Annotated in this window: 13 protein-coding genes; 8 read left to right on the forward strand and 5 right to left on the reverse strand. The window is 65.7% G+C overall.

Annotation, left to right across the window (positions count from 1 at the left end; all coding sequences use genetic code 11):
* Positions 1-48: 48 nt before the first annotated feature.
* Positions 49-3,150, reverse strand: a complete 3,102-nt coding sequence (locus tag ACW18B_RS17025) for a TonB-dependent receptor (RefSeq protein WP_492048201.1) — start codon at positions 3,148-3,150, stop codon at positions 49-51.
* Between the two features lie 391 nt (positions 3,151-3,541).
* Here ACW18B_RS17025 and ACW18B_RS17030 point away from each other — a divergent pair, with 391 nt between their 5' ends.
* Positions 3,542-5,209: a carboxylesterase/lipase family protein gene (locus ACW18B_RS17030; protein ID WP_492048202.1), complete on the forward strand. Its 1,668-nt coding sequence runs from the start codon at positions 3,542-3,544 to the stop codon at positions 5,207-5,209.
* A gap of 4 nt (positions 5,210-5,213) precedes the next feature.
* Here the strand turns inward: ACW18B_RS17030 and ACW18B_RS17035 are convergent, their stop codons facing one another.
* Both ACW18B_RS17035 and ACW18B_RS17040 read right to left on the reverse strand, forming a co-directional pair.
* Entirely contained in the window at positions 5,214-6,305 is a 1,092-nt protein-coding gene (locus ACW18B_RS17035) for a branched-chain amino acid aminotransferase (protein ID WP_492048203.1), read from the reverse strand.
* 178 nt (positions 6,306-6,483) lie between these two features.
* Positions 6,484-7,125 (reverse strand): TetR/AcrR family transcriptional regulator, encoded by a 642-nt coding sequence (locus ACW18B_RS17040; protein ID WP_492048204.1) that lies wholly within the window; start codon positions 7,123-7,125, stop codon positions 6,484-6,486.
* A gap of 180 nt (positions 7,126-7,305) precedes the next feature.
* Between ACW18B_RS17040 and ACW18B_RS17045 the strand changes: the two genes are divergently transcribed.
* The 6 genes from ACW18B_RS17045 (at position 7,306) to ACW18B_RS17070 (ending at position 13,641) form a co-directional block, all read left to right on the forward strand.
* The gene (locus ACW18B_RS17045; RefSeq protein WP_492048205.1) at positions 7,306-9,813 is read left to right on the forward strand and encodes a TonB-dependent receptor; all 2,508 of its coding nucleotides are present in this window, start codon (positions 7,306-7,308) and stop codon (positions 9,811-9,813) included.
* 205 nt (positions 9,814-10,018) lie between these two features.
* The gene (locus tag ACW18B_RS17050) at positions 10,019-10,708 is read left to right on the forward strand and encodes a TetR/AcrR family transcriptional regulator (protein WP_492048206.1); all 690 of its coding nucleotides are present in this window, start codon (positions 10,019-10,021) and stop codon (positions 10,706-10,708) included.
* Positions 10,709-10,778: 70 nt separating this feature from the next.
* Positions 10,779-11,405: a GTP cyclohydrolase I FolE gene (gene folE, locus ACW18B_RS17055; RefSeq protein WP_492048207.1), complete on the forward strand. Its 627-nt coding sequence runs from the start codon at positions 10,779-10,781 to the stop codon at positions 11,403-11,405.
* A 31-nt stretch (positions 11,406-11,436) separates the two neighbouring features.
* Entirely contained in the window at positions 11,437-11,901 is a 465-nt protein-coding gene (locus tag ACW18B_RS17060; RefSeq protein WP_492048208.1) for a DUF3429 domain-containing protein, read from the forward strand.
* Positions 11,894-12,628, forward strand: a complete 735-nt coding sequence (locus ACW18B_RS17065; protein WP_492048209.1) for an SDR family NAD(P)-dependent oxidoreductase — start codon at positions 11,894-11,896, stop codon at positions 12,626-12,628. The genes ACW18B_RS17060 and ACW18B_RS17065 overlap by 8 nt, the downstream gene beginning before the upstream one ends.
* Positions 12,622-13,641 (forward strand): NAD(P)/FAD-dependent oxidoreductase, encoded by a 1,020-nt coding sequence (locus ACW18B_RS17070; RefSeq protein WP_492048210.1) that lies wholly within the window; start codon positions 12,622-12,624, stop codon positions 13,639-13,641. Before ACW18B_RS17065 ends, ACW18B_RS17070 begins: the two co-directional genes overlap by 7 nt.
* Before the next feature lie 103 nt (positions 13,642-13,744).
* On the opposite strand, the gene ACW18B_RS17075 is transcribed toward ACW18B_RS17070, so the two are convergent.
* A complete protein-coding gene (locus ACW18B_RS17075; RefSeq protein WP_492048211.1) occupies positions 13,745-15,541 on the reverse strand; it encodes a methyl-accepting chemotaxis protein in 1,797 nt (598 codons plus the stop codon).
* Positions 15,542-15,753: 212 nt separating this feature from the next.
* Here ACW18B_RS17075 and ACW18B_RS17080 point away from each other — a divergent pair, with 212 nt between their 5' ends.
* The gene (locus tag ACW18B_RS17080) at positions 15,754-16,803 is read left to right on the forward strand and encodes an AraC family transcriptional regulator (RefSeq protein WP_492048212.1); all 1,050 of its coding nucleotides are present in this window, start codon (positions 15,754-15,756) and stop codon (positions 16,801-16,803) included.
* A gap of 163 nt (positions 16,804-16,966) precedes the next feature.
* Here the strand turns inward: ACW18B_RS17080 and ACW18B_RS17085 are convergent, their stop codons facing one another.
* Positions 16,967-17,665, reverse strand: coding sequence for a hypothetical protein (locus ACW18B_RS17085; protein ID WP_492048213.1), 699 nt, complete (start codon positions 17,663-17,665; stop codon positions 16,967-16,969).
* Positions 17,666-17,697: the final 32 nt, after the last annotated feature.

Below are 17,697 nucleotides of genomic sequence, written 5' to 3' on the forward strand. Positions count from 1 at the left end.
GCCGCTGCGTGAGCAGCGGCCTCTCCCAGTCTCCAGCGTGCGTGTCGTCTAGAAGCGGTAGCGCGCGCCGAGCAGGATACGGCGATCCAGCTCTTGAGCGAACCACAGCTCATGTTCGCTACGACCGTAGGTCCGCAGGCTTTCGCGCGTCAGGTTGATCCCTTCCAGCGAGACGGCCAGCTTCTCGGTCACGTCGTAGCTGACGTTGAAGTCCAGCTGACCGAAAGGTGCGACGAACACCGGGTTACGCGAACCCCCGCGGTTGGTCTGTTGCAGGAACCGGTCACGCCAGTTGTAGGCCAGACGCGCCGAGAGCCCGTTCTTGTCGTAGATCAAGGTGGCGTTGGCCGTGTCGCTCAGGCCCAGCAGGGCGAACTGGTCCTGGCTGGGGTCGGCGCCGATGTTGAAATCAACATCGCCGCGAACCATGGTGTAGGCGCCGGCGACGCCGAAGCCCGAGTCGCCGAAGAAGTGCTGACCGGCGATTTCAAACCCGTGGATCTTGCCGGTCTTGTTGTTGATCGGCTGCGAGACCTGGAAGTTGAACAGCGGGTCCGACGAGTTCGGCTCGATGTCATAGGCCGCCAGGATCTGGTCGACGAAGGCCTGATTGAGGTCGCCGCCCGCACCGCGATTGGCCTGGTACTGAGCGGAAGCCGCAGCCACCGAACCGAGTTGGTCAATCAGGGCCGTCATCGTGAACAGGTTCACGTCGGTCTGATCCGCACCGATGGCGGTGAGTTGCGCCTTGGCGTCGCCCGAGCGGGTGCCCGCCGCGCCGGAGCTGGCGTCACGCAGACCAAACAGGTTCTGGCTGACTGTGCCGGTGCCGACGAAGTTGTTGACGCGCTTTTCGAAGAAGCCCGCCGAGATGTAGCTGCTGGGCTTGTAGTACCACTCCAGCGAGACATCGAAGTTGTCCGAGATCAGCGGCGCGAGGTTGGGGTTACCGCTGCTGCCCAACGGGATGGCGCCGTTGGCCACCGGACGGTTGGGAGCCCCAGCCGACCTGGAGGCGAACAGGTTGCCATAGTCCGGACGGGCGATGGTGCGGCTGAACGAGAAGCGGCCGACGACGTCGTCCCGCAGATCGATCTGGAAGTCCAGGGACGGCAGCAGGTTGTCGTAATCGCCTTCGCCGGAGACCGGCACATAGGTCGCCGTCGTATCGATGCGGAAGTCGTTATCGGCGGTCCAGACGATGGCCCGCGGCGAACGGATCAGCGAGACGGACTTGACCTTGGTCTTCTCATAACGCGCGCCGGCGACCAGGGTCGCGGGACGACCCGCCAGGTCCGCCTTCCAGGTGAGCTGGGCATAGGCGGCGGTGATGTCTTCATCGACCCGATTGTTGTCCTGACCGGTGACGCCCACGGGATTGCCCGCCGCCACATAGACCGGCGACAGCGCGTCATACAGCTTGATCGCGTCGGCGCGGAACGAGGTCAGGCCCTGGCCGGTTTGATGCGCGTCATAGGTGTTGAACTGGCAGGACAGGCAGAAGCTGCTGACCAGGCTGTTGGCGTATTGCGCCACGTCGCCGGGATTGGAGATGCCCCAGCTGCCCAGGTCCTGTTGGGTGTTCAGGGTGGTCTGGATCATCTTCGAGGTGCGGTAGTCCGCCCCGAAGTCGAACCGGCTGCCATTGTCATCCAGATCCCAGGTCACGTCGGCCCGGATTTCCTTGATGTCATTGCGCTGGCGCTGGGCCGAGGTGCGGGCCACCTGGCTGCCCAGGTCGCCGGCGTCCAGCACGCCGTTACCGTTGCCGCGCGGCGCGGCGTCGTTGATCGTGAACGACTGCACCGGAATATCACCGCTGTAGTCGACCGAGTGGCTGGAGATGATCGGCGCGCCGATGCTGACCGAGGTCATGCTGGTGCCGTTGGGCGCGTCAGGGGCGCTGTCAGCCTTCGAAACGTGCCCATCGACCGCGACGTGGAAGCGGTCATTGATGTCCCAGACACCGTTCAGGCCGAACGACTTGAGCGTGTCCTTGTTGGCCCGATACTGCTGCTCAAAGCCCATATCCTTGGTGCCGCTGAGGGTTTCCTGCAGCAGAACCGCCGTGGCGACTGTGGGGTTGTCGTCGAACGTCACCTTGTCGAACGGCCGGTTGAACCAGTTGGTGCTGTCGTTGCGGCGTTCGAAGGACTTGTTTTGCGCATACAGCGCGTCGGCGGTGATCAGCAGGTTCTCGACCGGGCGATACTGAACCGACATCTGACCATTGATGCGTTCCCGCTCGCCTTCGGCGAAGTGGTAGCGGCTGTCATTGGGGATCGCCACCCAGGTGTCGCCGCTGGCCGGCGCATTGGTGATCTGGGTCGCGCCGCCGTTGCGGACGAAGCCGTTCGCCGGGTTGAGGAAGTCCGAATAGCGACGGATGTTCCAGTCGTTGGAGGTGGCGGCGCGGCTGGTGAAGTTGCGCTTCTGATAGCTGCCGAACAGGCTGACGCCGAACTTCTCGGAATCATCCATCCAGTTGAGCAGGCCCGAGATTTCCGGCGTGATCTTGTCAGCGCCATCGAGGGACTTGTCAGCGCCTTCGTCATAGACGGCCTTGGCGCCGAGGCTGCCGCTGAAGCCGGTCTCGCGCGCTTCAAGCGGGCGACGGGTCTTGACGTTGATGGTGGCGCCGATGCCGCCCGACGGGATCGCCGCGCGGCCGGTCTTGTAGACTTCCAGCGTGGTGACGCCTTCCGACGCCAGGTTGGAGAAGTCGAAGGAGCGGCTGGTGCCGCTGGCGAAATCCGCCGACTGGTCGCCGCCGACCGTGGCGACATTCGCACCCGGCATCGTGCGGCCGTTCAGGGTCACCAGGTTGAAGCCGCCGCCGAAGCCGCGAACCGTGACCTGCGAGCCTTCGCCGTTGGTGCGGTCGATCGACACGCCGGTGATGCGCTGCAGCGATTCAGCCAGGTTGGTGTCGGGGAACTTGCCCATGTCTTCGGCGGAAATCGCGTCGACGACGCCGCTGTTGGAGCGCTTGATCGCGATCGAGCGTTCCAGCGAAGCCCGGATACCCGTGACGACGATTTCCTCGACCGCGTTTTCGGAGGCCTGCTGAGCGAAAGCCTGCCCCGCGCCCAGCATGGCTGACAGCGCTATCAAAGATGCAGACATAGTAAGGCGACGTTGCCGCTTCATGATCGTTTCCCCGCATAATGCGCCCCAATGGAATGGGGCATGTTTGTTTTTATCCGTGACGCCAAAAACGTATTTCAGGGCGGACACAAGGACCGACATGAACGCCTTGGCGGCGACGACACAGGTAGCGGTAACATCGGTATGTGGCACTGGTCAAGCCAAGAGGTGACCAGAAACTGAATTTTGACAGCGCTGTTTATCGTATAAATGCTGCTTCAGGGGCCATTCTTGACCAAGATCGAAAAAAGCCTACTTTTTGTCAATACTGATAAAATCTGAAACCTGTCCGCCCCAGATCGCCGCCGGGCGGACCGTTCCAACGTGCGATAGGCGAGCCAGAGGCAGGGCTTGCGCCCCTTCCTGAGCCACCCAACCGCCGCGAGCCGCCATCATGACCCCTCGTCCCGCCCTCGATCGCCGTCAGCTCCTGGCCGCGGGTGCGGGCCTCATCGCAGCGCCTGCGGTCCTCAGGGCCGAGACCCTTTCGGCCGAGCCGGTGATCATCGAATCGGCTGAGGGGCGCCTGCGCGGTCAGCGGGTCGACGGCGTCGAGATCTTCCGGGGCGTGCCCTATGGCGACAGCGTCACCGGGGCGGCGCGATTCAGGCCCGCGCGTCAGGCTCCGGCCTGGACCGGCGTGCGCGATGCGATCCAGTTGGGCGCACCGTCGCTGCAGCATCCCAATAGCGTGTATGGCGTCAATGAACCCGCACCCGCCGAAGACTGCCTGGTGCTCAATATCTGGAAGCCGGCGGGCGGCGGCCGGGGTCGACCGGTGATGGTCTACAGTCATGGCGGGGGCTTCACCACCGGCTCGGCGGGCAGCACCGCCCAGGACGGGAGCCGCCTGGCCCGCGACCATGACGTGGTGGTGGTGGCGACCAATCACCGCCTGGGCCTGCTGGGCTATCTGTATCTGGAGGAGCTGGGCGGCCCCGCCTATGCCGGCTCTGGCAATCAGGGCCTGTCCGACATTGTCCTGGCGCTGCAATGGGTGGCGCGCAACATCGCCGCGTTCGGCGGCGATCCCGACAATGTCATGCTCTTTGGCGAGTCCGGCGGCGGCGCCAAGACCGCCTGCCTGTACGCCATGCCGTCGGTCGCGCCACTGTTCTCGAAGGCGGCGATCCAGAGCGGCCCCGCCGTGCGCATCGGTACGCGTGATGCGGCCGCCGCAACGACGCGCCTGCTGCTGGCCGAGCTGGACATCGCCCCCGCTGATTGGCGGCGATTGCTGGACGTCCCCGCCCCTCGCCTGCTCCAGGCCCAGGACGCCCTGGCCAAGCGCGCAAGCGGCGGCACAGGCCACGGCTGGCGCGGCATCCAGACGGTAGGACCCGGCTTCTACGGCCCGATGATGGACGGCGCGCTTCTGCCCCATCATCCCTTCGATCCCACCGCTCCCGCCTCGGCGCGCGACAAGCCCCTGATGATCGGCTGGCTGGACAACGAGGCGGCGTTCTTCGCCTGGCAGAACAAGGACGCTGAAGCGTTCAGGCTGGATTGGAGCGGCTTAAGGGGGCGCCTGGCCGAAAAGCTGGGCGACAGTACCGACGCCGTGATGACCACCTATCGCGCCGGCCGCCCGGACGCCTCGCCGACGGACCTCTATCTGGCCATCGCCAGCGCCGCCGACATGGGCTCAGGCTCGATCGTCACCGCCGAGCGAAAGGCCGTCCAGGGCGGCGCGCCGGTCTATTATTACAATCTGGCCTATCGCTCGAACATCAAGCCGCCCGGCTCGGACTATGAGCTGGGCGCGATGCACGCCAGCGACATTCCGCTGGTCTTCAACCAGGTGGGTCCGACCACGACCCTGGCCGGCAGCCGCCCCGATCGGGCGCTGGCCGCAGCCAACGCCAGCGCCCTGTTCGCCAATTTCGCGCGCGATGGGATCCCCTCCGCGCCCGGCCAGCCCGCGTGGCCGGCCTATGACCTGACGCGGCGCGCGACCATGGTCATCGACGTCGATTGCAAGGTCGTCGACGACCGGTTCGGCGCCGAGCGGCGTCTCTGGGAAACCCTGGAGCGCCCCGACGGGCGGCGACCGCCCGCCTGATCGATCAGACCGGGTGCACCCAGCCATAGGGATCAGCCGCGCGGCCGCGCTGGATGCCGATCAGGGCGTTGCGCAGGCGCTCGGTCATCTCGCCCTCCGCACCATTGGCGATCGTGAAGTCGCCCGAGGCGGTGCGCACCGTGCCGATCCCGGTCAGAACCGCCGCCGTTCCGCAGGCGAACACCTCGCGCAGGCGGCCGCTGGCGGCGTCGGCGCGCCAGGCGTCGAGGCTGTAGGGCTGCTCGCGCACCTCGATACCCTGGTCGCGCGCCAGGGTGATGATCGAGGCCCGGGTGATGCCCGGCAGGATTGTGCCCCCCAGGGGCGGGGTGATCAGGCTGCCGTCATCCATTCGGAAAAAGACGTTCATGCCGCCCAGTTCCTCGATCCAGCGGCGCTCGACCGCGTCGAGGAACACCACCTGGTCGCAGCCATGGGCGATGGCCTCGGACTGGGCCTGCAGGCTGGCGGCGTAGTTGCCGCCGCACTTGGCCGCGCCCGTGCCGCCCGGGGCCGCCCGGGTAAAGGTCTCCGAAACCCAGACGGAGATCGCCGAGGCCTTGGTCTTGAAATAGGCCCCGACCGGCGAGGCCAGCACCACGAACAGATATTCGCTGGCCGGCTTGACGCCCAGGAACACCTCGGTGGCGAACATGAAGGGCCGCAGATAGAGGCTGCCCTCGCCTTCCGGGATCCAGTCGCGGTCGACGGCGATCAGCTGCTCGACCGCCTCGACGAACAGGGCCTCGGGCAGCTCGGCCATGGCCATGCGCCGGGCCGACTCCTGAAAGCGCCGGGCGTTCTCTTCCGGCCGGAACAGGGCCGCCCCGCCGTCAGCCGTGCGATAGGCCTTCATGCCCTCGAAGATTTCCTGGGCGTAGTGCAGCACTGACGAGGCCGGATCCATTGGAATGGGCCCGCGCGGCTGCACCTTGGCGTCGTGCCAGCCTTCAGCCTGTGAATAGCGAATGGTCACCATGTGGTCGGTAAAGACACGACCAAAACCCGGATCAGCCAGCAGGGCGGCGCGACGCTCGGGCGAGGTCGGCGCGGGATGCGGCAGGTGCTGGAAGGTCGGGGCTGGGGCTGACGTCATGGGAAGCCTGGGTCTGGTTTAGAGGCGGCGGGGTCTCGCCGCTGCGGTGGAAGCGGAACGGCCGACGCTGATCATCCTTGGCCGCGCAGGTAAAGACCGCGGACGTCACTTTTTTGGAGAATACCCACGCGCCCATGCCTGACGCCGCAGGGTTGGGCCGCGCTCACCGCGATCGGGATCAGGCCGACAGGCGGGGCGCGAGGCCTTTCAGCGTGACCAGGCCCATCGCGGTCATCAGCCGATCGGCGGTGACGCCCTCAATGTTGGGGACCCACCTGGCCAGCCAGATCAACATGCCCAGGAGCAGTTGCACCACCAGTTCGGTTTCACAGGGGACGATCGATCCGTCGACAATGCCCTCTTTCACGAACCGCTCAAGCTCATCGGTCAGCCTCTCGCCCCAGGCCGAAACCTCATCGCGTTGAGTTTCCGTTAGGTAAGAGAGGTCGCCAAAATAGAGTTGGGGTCCACTTTTTGCAGAATCGACCAACAGGGCGCGCAGCAGACGCTCGAGTTTTTCGGCCCCCGTCCCACCTTTCCGGTCGGATTCGCTCAGCAGGTTCTGGAATCGCTGCAAAGAACGAAGATGGCACGCAAAGGCCAGAGCTTGCTTGTTGGGAAAATAATAATAAAGCGCGGCATCCCGCAAACCAAGTTTCGCGGCGATCTCCGACATTGTCGCCAGGGCGAAACTCTTGGTGTTTATGATCTCAATAGCGGCGCGGAGGATCGCATCGCGCTTCTTTACGGACTTTTGACTGTGGGACAGCGCCTTGGAGCCTTCAGATCCGGCTGTCGTGTCAGGGTCTTCGCCCCTCAAAATGCGCTCCTCCCGTTCGCCTGTTCGCGGCGATTGGGACTTTATTGAAACGGATAACGCCGGATCGCAAGCGCGCGACTAAAAGTCTAACTTGCATTAAAATATCTAGTTGCTCATAAAAACGGGTAATGCGGCCAGCTCACGAAGTTGGCCCGAATAAAAAAGTTCAGGGAGGTTTACATGAAGAAGATCCAGTTTCTGGGTGTCTCGCTCGCCGCTTTGATGGCCAGCGGTTCGGCGTTCGCACAAAGCGCCGCCCAAGCCCCGACCGTCGACGAAATCATCGTGACGGCGACCAAGCGCGAGCAAACCCTGCAGGACGTGCCGATCTCGGTGTCGGTGACCGGCGCCCTGGCGGTGGAGCGGGCTCAGATCCGCGACCTGATCGACCTGCAATCCCTGGTGCCTTCGCTGAAGGTTTCCCAGTTCAACACCGTCGGCCAAACCAATTTCGTCATCCGCGGCTTCGGCAACGGCAATGGCAATGACGGCATCGAAAGCTCGGTCGGCGTCTTCATCGACGGCGTCTATCGCTCGCGCTCCTCTTCGGCGCTGGACGACCTGCCCGAGATCGAGCGCATCGAGGTCCTGCGCGGTCCGCAATCGACCCTGTTTGGCAAGAACGTCTCGGCCGGCGCCATCAGCATCGTGACCAAGCAGCCCCAGTTCGAGTTCGGCGGCAAGGCCGAGGCCACCCTGGGCAACTACAACCAGAGGCAGTTTAAGGCGACGGTCACCGGCCCGCTCAGCGACACCCTGGCCCTGCGGGTGTCCGGCGGCGTCAACAAGCGTGACGGCTTCGCCACCAACACGGTCACCGGCAGCGACGTCAACAACCGCGACCGCTGGTCAATGCGCGCCGACGCGCTGTGGCTGCCGAACGATGAGACCTCGGTGCGGGTGATCGCCGACTACAACAAGATCAACGAAATCTGCTGCGCCGTGGTGTCGCTGCTGAACGGCCCTGCGACGCAGTTCATCGCCGCGCCCGCGCCCTTTGGCCTGGGAAGGCCGGTCGGCAACCCCGCCACCAAGTTTGACCGGGACGTTGTCTTCAACACCGACCCGGAAAACACCCTGAAGGGCCAGGGCGTGTCGGCCCAGGTCGATCATGACTTCGGCTTCGCGGCCCTGACCTCGATCACCGCCTATCGCAAACAGACCAGCCACTCGTTTCAGGACATCGACTTTACCGGCGCCGACATCGCCAACAACGACCTGGGCAACGACATCAAGACCTTCACCCAGGAAGTGCGGCTGGCGTCGAAGGGCGCGGGTCCGTTCAGCTGGTTGGTGGGCGGCTTCTATCAGAACGAGAAGCTGTCGACCGGCCGCACCATCACCAACGGTAGCGATATACGTGGGTTCGCCGAAGGCCTGAGCGGCCAGGTTCCGGCCGCGCTGCTCGGCGCCCTGCCCGCGGCCCTGCGTCCCGCCCTGACCGGCAAGTCAAATCTCTATGCGCTGGAATTCCTGCAGAGCCTGGTGACTCCGTCGATCGTGCCCGGATCGACCTATTTCACGGCGGGTCCGGCCATCGACGACTATTACTCGATGAAGCAGACCTCGTTCTCGCTGTTCAGCCAGGCCGACTATCAGGTCACAGATCATCTGACGATCACCGGCGGCCTCGCCTATCTGAGCGACAAGAAGAACACGACCTCCAATGTCGTGCTGTACGACAAGTTCTCGGCCCTGAACCTGCAATCGGTTCCGCAACTGACGGCGCTGGGCCTGCCGGGCAACCTCTACGGCGCCTTGGGAGCGCTGCAGTTCTACTACGGCAACACCACCAACCATGCGCCGGTCAACTATCCCAACGCCACAGAGTCGGGACAGCTGAAGGGTAACAAGGTCACCTATGCGGTGCGCGCGGCCTATGACTTCGGCGCGATCAACGCCTATGTCAGCTATTCGACGGGTTGGAAGGCCGGGGCGTTCAACCTGTCGTCCGACAGCCGTCCGCCGAACGCCAATGGCGTGGGCCGCACCGCCGACCCCGAGGATGTCAGCGTCTATGAAGCCGGCCTGAAGGCCAACTTCCCGGGCGGCTATTTCAACCTCGCGGTCTTCGACCAGTCGATCAAGGGCTTCCAGTCCAACGCCTTCACCGGCCTGGGCTACAGCCTGGTCAATGCCGGCGAGGAGTCGGTGCGCGGCTTCGAAGTCGACAGCGCCTATCGCCCGACCTCGTGGCTGGCCCTGACCGGCGCCGTGACCTATCTGGACCCCAAGTTCGACTCCTTCACCGGAGCGGCCTGCGTGAACTATGACACCGTCCGCTGCCCGGTTGATCCGGCCACCGGCCGACGTCCGAACTTCCGCGACCTGACCGGCGACAAGCCGGCGGCCATTCCGACCTGGACCCTGTCGACCTCGGCGACCATCAACCACGATTTCGGCAACGGCTATTCGGGCTATCTGCGGGCCGAATATGACTACACCAGCAAGACCCAGCTGACCGAGACCACCCCGCCCGAGCTGTCGACCTGGGGTCAGAACAACATCAATGCCAGCCTGGGCCTGACCAATGCCGCGCACCAGTTGGAAGTGACCCTGTGGGGCCGCAACCTGACAGACGACGAGAGCCTGATCGCCACCTTCCCGACGGTCGCCCAGGACGGCAGCTACAGCGGCTATCCCACGGCGCCCCGGACCTACGGCGTGACCGTGCGCAAGACGTTCTAAACCTCGGATGAATACCGCCCGGCCACACTGGTCGGGCGGTATCTTTCAGATGACGGCGGACGTCGCGGCCAGATCGACCGACGATCGTCTGGCCCTAGGAGGCCGTCCACGGAGGCCATGGTCAGTTTATCTATATCATGCGATATAGAAAATTGGCCCGGGCGACCGCGCGGGTCAGGCTGTTCGGCCACCGAGGATCAAGCGCTTGTCCAGACCCAAGGGCTCCCGCGACGCGGGCCATGAGGCCAAACGGCGGGATCTGCTCGCCAAGATGACCCTGCACATGGTCCGCCGGGACGGCGCCCGCCCCAGCCTGCGGGAATTGGCGGTCGCCGCTGAGGTCTCGGTTCCGACCCTGCGCCACTATTTCGGCGATCGCGCCCAGACGATCGACGCTGTCCTGGCCGAATGCCTGCGCCGAGGCCGTCCGGCCCTGGATGCGCAACGCCACAGCGACAAACCCTTCGCCCAGTCCATCAGCGACTACGCCGACGACCTCGTCCTGGCGCTCACCGCGCCCAAGACGGTGCGGCTGGGCGATGTGTTCGCGATCAGCCTGGCCGAAGGCTTTCTGGACCCGGCCATGGGATCGTCAGCCCTCACCCACATTGTTGATCCCACGATCGAGGCTCTGCAGGCCCGGCTGGCCGACCACATCGCGCGCGGAGACATGATCGCCACCGACCTGCGGGCCGCCGCCATGGTCCTGGTCTCGCCCCTGCTGATCGCCTGTCTGCACCAGCAGCAGCTTTGCGGCCACGCCACCAGCCCGCTGGAGATGACCCGGCTGGTCGAGGACGTGGTCGCCGCCTTCGTGCGCGCCTACGCCACGCCGCCCCGACCCGACGCTCCCCGACACGACGCTCCCCGCCCCGCGATCAACCTGGCGGCATAATGCCACTTTTCTATATCTCAGTTGAGATATAGAACTCCAGAGATAGCACACGTGCTTCGTGGAGACCTCGATGTCGTCAGCGTTCAAGTCCGCCGTAGCCCACCGCGCCAGCCCCGCCCCTGTCCGGCCCACCCAGGCCCAGGCCGAGGACGCCGTGCGGTTGCTGATCGCCTGGGCCGGCGACGACCCCACCCGCGAGGGCCTTCTGGACACGCCCGCCCGGGTCGCGCGCTCCTATGCCGAACTCTTCAGCGGCTATGGCGAGGACCCGCGCACGCACCTGACGCGCACGTTCGAGGAAACCGGCGGCTATGACGACATGGTCGTGCTGTCCAACATCCGGGTGGTCAGCTGTTGCGAGCACCACATGCTGCCGGTCATCGGCCGCGCCCATGTGGGCTACCTGCCCGGCGCCCGCGTGGTCGGCATCTCCAAGCTGGCGCGGGTCGTGTCGGGCTTTTCCCGCCGCCTGCAGATCCAGGAGAAGCTGACCACCGACATCGCCAATGCCATCCAGGACAGCCTGGACCCGCGCGGCGTGGGCGTGGTGATCGAGGCCGAGCACAGCTGCATGACCCTGCGCGGCGTCGATACGCCCGGCTCCATGCTGACCACCAGCCGCCTGCTGGGCCGGATGCGCGATGATCCCCAGACCCGCGAAGAATTCCTCAGCCTGGTTCGCCAGGCCAGAAGCTGATGCGGCCGGCCCTCTACAACGAAGGCAGACCATGAGCGCCGAGGCCTTTCCGGCCGAGGCGCGCGCGCCGGGCGTGCCGCCCCTGCTGAGCGCCCTGGGAGCCCTGGGCGTCGCGCCCTTCTGGCTGCCCGTTCTGGCGGGACTGGCCTGGCCGGCGTTTCAAACTGTCACGATCGCGGCTCTGGCGGCCTATGGCGCCGTGATCCTGTCCTTTCTGGCCGGCGCCCGCATGGGCATGACGCTGATGACCCTTCGCCCCGACGCCTCAACCCTTGTCGTGTCGATGGCGCCGCCGATCCTGGCCTGGATCCTAGTCTTCGCCCCCATCGCGCCGCCCGCCGTGCGGCTGATCCTTCTGGCCCTGGCCCTGCTGGCCCATGCGGTGTGGGACGGCGGCGCCAGGTCCGCGCCGCAGGGCTATGGCCGGCTGCGGTGGCGTCTGACCCTGGGGGCCGTGACCGGTCTGCTGGCGGGCGCGGCGGTGCTGCATGGCTGAGCCGGCGTCAATCGCGGTGGTCGTCGGCGTCAGCGGCGGGCTGGGCGGCGCCCTGGCCCGGACGCTGGGCGCCGAGGGTCGCTATGATCAGGTGGTCGGCCTGGCCCGGCGACGCCCGGACGACTGGCCCGACGATCCCGCCTGGCCCTTCATCCAGGCCGATATCCTGCAGGACGCCGACCTCGCGGCGGCCGCTCAAACCCTGAGCGGCCTGGGCGCGCTGGACCGTGTGGTCGTCGCCACCGGCCTGTTGCACGGCCCCGGCGTCGCGCCCGAAAAGTCGATGCGGTCCCTCGACGCCGCGACCCTGACCCAGCTCTTCGCGGTCAACGCCGTGGCCCCGGCCCTGATCGCCAAGCACCTGCTGCCCCTGACGCCCAAGGATCGCCCCAGCGTCTTCGCGGCCCTGTCGGCGCGCGTGGGCAGCATTTCCGACAATGGCCTGGGCGGCTGGTACGGCTATCGCGCCTCCAAGGCGGCGCTGAACATGCTGATCGCCACCCTGGCCATCGAGCACCGCCGCACGCGGCCGCTGGGGGTCTGCGTCGCCCTGCACCCCGGCACCGTCCAGACCGGCCTCAGCGCGCCGTTCCGAAAGGACGGGCCGGCCGACACCGCCTTCACCCCCGCCCGTTCGGCCCAGGCCCTGGTCGCGGTGATGGACGGCCTGCAGCCGGAAGACAACGGCGGGTTCTTCGCCTGGGATGGGAGGCCGATCGCATGGTGATCGCGTCATCACAGACGAGTCCTCGCCGGGTCGCGATCATCGGCGCCGGCCTGGCCGGGCTGGCCTGCGCCGAGCGCCTGACCCAGGCGGGTCTTGCCGTGCGTCTGCTGGACAAGGGTCGCGGGGTCGGCGGCCGGATGTCGACGCGCCGGATCCAGACCCTGGCCGGCGAAGCCTGTTTCGACCACGGCGCGACCGCCTTCACCGCGCAGGACCCGGCCTTCCGGCAGTATGTCGACGACTGGGTGCGCCGCGGGCTCGCCGCGCCCTGGCCCGAGGCGGGTCCTGGCGCGATCGTGGGGACGCCGACCATGAACGCCCCGCTCAAGGCCCTGGCGGAGGGCCTGCAGGTCGACTGGTCCACGCAGGTCACGGGCCTGACGCCTGCCCCCTCAGGCTGGAGCCTGAACATCCTGGGGCGCGCCCCGGGGTCCGAGGGACCGTTCGACATTGTGGTTCTGGCGATCCCGCCCGAACAGGCCACGCCCCTTCCGGCTCAACACGCCTTCGATCTCTCCGTCCGCGCCGCCATGGCCCAATCCGACCCGGTCTGGTCGGCCATGGTGGTGTTCGACGGCCGCCTGCCGACGGACGCCGGGCGTCTTGACGATTGCGACACCCTGGCCGCAGCGATCCGAGAGACCAGCAAGCCGGGGCGCTCGGGCCCCGAAGCCTGGACCCTGCAGGCGACCAGCCCGTGGTCCCGTCGCTATCTGGGCGCCTCGCCAGCCGAGGTGGCCGACCGCCTGATGGCGGCCCTGGCCCGGCGCTTCGACGCCCCCCTGCCCCAGGTCTTAGCCCTGCAAGCCCATCGCTGGCGCTATGCGCGCCCCGCCAGTCCCTCATCCGGTCCCATCTGGCGCGCCTCTTTGGGTCTGGGCCTGTGCGGCGACTGGGTGGCCGGCGATGGCGTCGAGGCGGCCTGGCGCTCCGGCGTCCGACTGGCCGAGCGCATCAGCGGCCGGATGGGCGGTCGGTATGAACACCCATCCCGACTCTGCGTAGAGCCCTAGCCGAGCGATGACAGGCCAGATTGGTCGACACCGCAAAGCGCACGCTCTTCGAGCGTCGCAGAGATCGAACGCCGCCCAGCGGCGTCCGCTTCAAGGTTCGCGGCTAAAACTCGTCCCAACCGCCACTGGACTGCGGCGCCGGAGCGGCGCCCATTCCCGCCGCCAGCTTGGCCCTTTGTTGCGCGACGGGGTTCTGTCCGGGACCAGCGTGTCCCGACTGAACCAGCTGCGGACGGGTCCGCGCCACGCCGCCCTTCGTCTGGAACTGCGCCATCAGTCGGTTGAGCTCCTTCGAGTTGCTCCTCAGACTGACCGCAGCGGCGGTGGCTTCCTCGACCATGGCGGCGTTCTGCTGGGTCACCTGATCCATCTGATTGACGGCGGTGTTGACCTCATGCAGGCCCGTAGCCTGTTCCTGGGAAGATTTCGCGATCTCGGAAATCAGGGCGTCGATCTCGGCCACCATGGTCACGATGCCGGTCAGGGACCGCCCGGTCTCGTCCACCAGCTTCACGCCGCGTTCGACCTGGGCGCTGGAGGTGGCGATCAGGATCTTGATCTCCTTGGCGGCGTCGGCCGAGCGCTGGGCCAGGGCCCGCACTTCCTGAGCCACCACGGCGAAGCCGCGCCCCGCGTCGCCGGCCCGGGCCGCTTCGACGCCGGCGTTCAGGGCCAGGAGGTTGGTCTGGAAGGCGATCTCGTCGATGACACCGATGATCTGGGTGATCTGGCGCGAGGAGCTGTCGATCTCGCCCATCGCCGCGACCGCTTGGCCGACGACCTCGCCGGATTTCGTGGCGTCGGACCGCGCATTGGAGGCTGCGGTGGACGCCTGTTTGGCGCCCTCGGCGCTGCGTCTCACCGTGGCGGTGATTTCGTCAAGCGCCGCGGCGGTTTCTTCCAGGCTGGCCGCCTGCTGCTCGGTGCGGCGCGACAGATCCGACGAGGCCGCGGCGATCTGCTCGGCGCCGCTGCCCACGCCATCGGTCGCACCGGCGACCGACCTCATGGTCTCATCCAGCATGTTCATGGCGACATTGAAGTCGTTGCGCACCTTTTCGAAGGCCGGTTCGACAGCCGCCTCGATCCGGTAGCTCAGATTGTTCTGCGCCAGTTGCGCCAGGCCGGACGCCACCGCCTCGACGGCGCGAACGCGCGGCGTGACGTCGGTGGCGAACTTGACCACCTTGATCACCCGTTTCTGGCTGTCGAAGATCGGGTTGTAGGAGGCCTGGATCCAGACCTCGCGGCCGCCCTTGCCGATGCGCTTGAACTCGTCGGCGACAAACTCGCCGTTGTTCAGCTTTTTCCAGAGGTCCTGGTACTCGGACGACTGCGCCAGAGCCGGCTCCACAAAGATACGGTGGTGCTGACCCTGAACCTCGGACAGGACATAGCCCATCGCGTTCAGAAAGTTCTCATTGGCCGTGATGATCTTGCCGTCGGGGGTGAATTCGATCATCGCCTGGGCGCGCGAGATGGCGTCGATCTTTCCTTCAAACTCCGCATTGCGCAGCTTTTCAGCCGTGATCACCGTCGCGACCTTGATGACCCGGGTCACCACGCCCCGGCCATTTCGAACGGGGTTGTAGGAGGCCTGGATCCAGACCTCCGCGCCGCCTTTGCCGATGCGCAGATATTCCTGCGCATCGAATTCGCCCCGCCCCAGCTTGGCCCAGAAGGCGGCATATTCGGGGCTGCGCGCGTATGCCGCGTCGACGAACAGGCTGTGATGCTGGCCTTTGATCTCGGAAAGACCGTAGCCCAGCGCGGCGCAGAAATTCTCGTTCGCGGTGAGAATTTTTCCGGTTGGGTCAAACTCGATGATCGCCAAGGCCCGGCCGATCGCGGCCAGGGCCTGCGAAGCTTCCGCACCGGATTTGGACTGGATACCGAACACGTAGTCTCCGATGTATTCTTGGTGCGGCAGAATTTTAAATTATAAATCGAGAATGGGAGAGTTTTCTTAAGTCGAAAATTACCCTTCCCCACCTATATCAAGCTGAAGTAAATCGGTTATGAGTTCCATTTTCATCAATCGTGTTCCAAACGCGCAAATTTCCAATAGGCTGCATTTTTGGAATATTCAGATCCGACCCGGAACATTTTTCTATGTTTGAGGTAGCAAGTGAATTAAACAATTTTGGATTGATCGAAAAGGCTACCGGAGTGGACAGGCCAAAGCCGCACGAAGACCCCTCACCCTTGGCGTCCTGGCCGATCTTTCAAGCGACGGATCGCGAGACCTTGGCCCGGACTCTTTGGTCCACGTATGGGGCGAGACTGGTCAACACCCCGCTTGACGCAACGCCGTTTTTTGCGTCGGCGAACCGGGTCGAGATCGGCAGCGTGTGCCTGCACTATTGCCGCTATGACGCCCCCGTCGAGATCCATTTCTCCAGCATGGTCGGCGTGAGACAGTTCCTTTGCCTGTCGAGCCAGGGGAGGATCACCTCGGGCGGCCGCCAGCTAGAAATCAATGCCGACACCACCACGATCATCCCGCCCGACTCCTCGTTCGAGGCCCATTATGGGGCGGGCTATCAGCACATTGTCTTGCAGTTCGACGAGGCCGTGCTGCGCCGAAAGGCCGAAGCCATACTCGGCTCCTCACTGCCAGGCCCCTTGGCCCTGCCGGTGCTGGAAGCGCTGCCGACCGCATCGCGCCGTCGCTCCGAGGAAATCGCCAGAGCGTTGGGGCGCATTCTTGCGACACAAGACAGTATCGATTTGCCCTCTGTCGAAATGAGCCAGGCGCTCAGCACCGCATTTCTTTTCGAGAATCTCATCGGATTTCGGGAGCGCATGGTGCAGGACCCCAAGAGCGCTTCCGTCGTCCACGTCAGGGCGCTTGAGGCCTACATCCAGGCCCACTGGAACCAGCCCCTGACGGTCGAAGGCATAGCGGCGGCCTGTAACGTCAGCGTCAGGAGCGTTTTTGCCCGGTTCAAACAACACCGCGGGATCGCGCCCCTGACCTATCTGCGCGAACTTCGCCTCGATCATGCCCATCAACAGCTCCTGGGCGAGGGGGAGGACTCGGTGATCAGCATCGCCATGGCCTGCGGCTTTTCCAGCTTCGGCCATTTCGCCCGGCGCTACCGGGAACGGTTTGGCGAACTCCCCTCCGCCACCCGCGCCCGCAGGTCGCAGACCTGGTAGGGTCCCAGGCGATGCTCGCGGCGTGACATAGAGCGTGATAGCCGAAAGTGTACGCGGTTTCGGCGGCTATCACGCTCTAAATGTTTGATTTAGAGCCTTTTTTAGACGCCTCACATGATTCCATGTGAGGCTAAAAGGCTCTAGGGGCCGTGCCGCCCGCCCCTCATCCGCCGAACATCTTGCGTTCCTCGTCCGTCCAGCCCAGCCCCTCGGGGTCCTTCAGCGTGCCGTCGGGGTTCCAGTAGCGGCGACCCCAGCCGCCGTCCCAGCCGTGCTGGAAGTCTTCGGCGGCCACCGCCGGGCCCATGTGCTTGGCGCGCCAGGCGAACACCTTGCGCGACAGGAAGGCCGGACCGCCGCCCCGGGTGACCATGGCGTGGGCGATGACCATCGCCTTGTCGGCGATCTGGGTCCAGATCGCCTCGGGCTTCAGGTTGGCGTCGGCCTGGGCCTGTTCCACGGCGCGCTGGCGTTGCACGTCCTGCATCCGGTGGCGCATCTTCAGATAGTGCTCGGCCGCCTGCATCAGCCGCAGGGCCTCGGCCCCGCGACCGGCCCGCAGGGCGGCCTCGGCCTCGACCATGGCCAAGGGGAAGGTCATGGCGGGGTCCGGCTCGGTTTTGGCCTCCTCGCTCCCCGGCCCTTCCCTCCCCGGTTCCGGCGGGGGCGCGCTGACCGCCGAGCGGGCCGCAGCATAGGCCTTCTTGGTCCAGCCCTCCCGGCTGGCCCGTCGCTCCAGGGCGGCGGGGGTGACGTCGAAGCGCCTGGCGACGGCGCGGGCGGTGTCGCCGCCCAGATAGGCGGCGCGGATCAGGGCCCAGGTTTCGGGCGAGCGGATCTTGTAAGGCTGGCGTATCGTCATGCCCCCTAGACTAAGGCGGCCGCGAACACCGG

It is taken from the genome of Caulobacter sp. FV2ps19 (assembly GCF_058681035.1).

What these genes read in the sequence shown, in the direction of transcription:
- ACW18B_RS17030 (WP_492048202.1), top strand. Translation starts at nt 3,542, where the DNA reads ATGACCCCTCGTCCCGCCCTCGATCGCCGTCAGCTCCTGGCCGCGGGT.
- ACW18B_RS17025 (WP_492048201.1), bottom strand. Translation starts at nt 3,150, where the DNA reads ATGAAGCGGCAACGTCGCCTTACTATGTCTGCATCTTTGATAGCGCTG.
- ACW18B_RS17035 (WP_492048203.1), bottom strand. Translation starts at nt 6,305, where the DNA reads ATGACGTCAGCCCCAGCCCCGACCTTCCAGCACCTGCCGCATCCCGCG.
- ACW18B_RS17045 (WP_492048205.1), top strand. Translation starts at nt 7,306, where the DNA reads ATGAAGAAGATCCAGTTTCTGGGTGTCTCGCTCGCCGCTTTGATGGCC.
- ACW18B_RS17070 (WP_492048210.1), top strand. Translation starts at nt 12,622, where the DNA reads ATGGTGATCGCGTCATCACAGACGAGTCCTCGCCGGGTCGCGATCATC.
- folE (WP_492048207.1), top strand. Translation starts at nt 10,779, where the DNA reads ATGTCGTCAGCGTTCAAGTCCGCCGTAGCCCACCGCGCCAGCCCCGCC.
- ACW18B_RS17060 (WP_492048208.1), top strand. Translation starts at nt 11,437, where the DNA reads ATGAGCGCCGAGGCCTTTCCGGCCGAGGCGCGCGCGCCGGGCGTGCCG.
- ACW18B_RS17065 (WP_492048209.1), top strand. Translation starts at nt 11,894, where the DNA reads ATGGCTGAGCCGGCGTCAATCGCGGTGGTCGTCGGCGTCAGCGGCGGG.
- ACW18B_RS17080 (WP_492048212.1), top strand. Translation starts at nt 15,754, where the DNA reads ATGTTTGAGGTAGCAAGTGAATTAAACAATTTTGGATTGATCGAAAAG.
- ACW18B_RS17085 (WP_492048213.1), bottom strand. Translation starts at nt 17,665, where the DNA reads ATGACGATACGCCAGCCTTACAAGATCCGCTCGCCCGAAACCTGGGCC.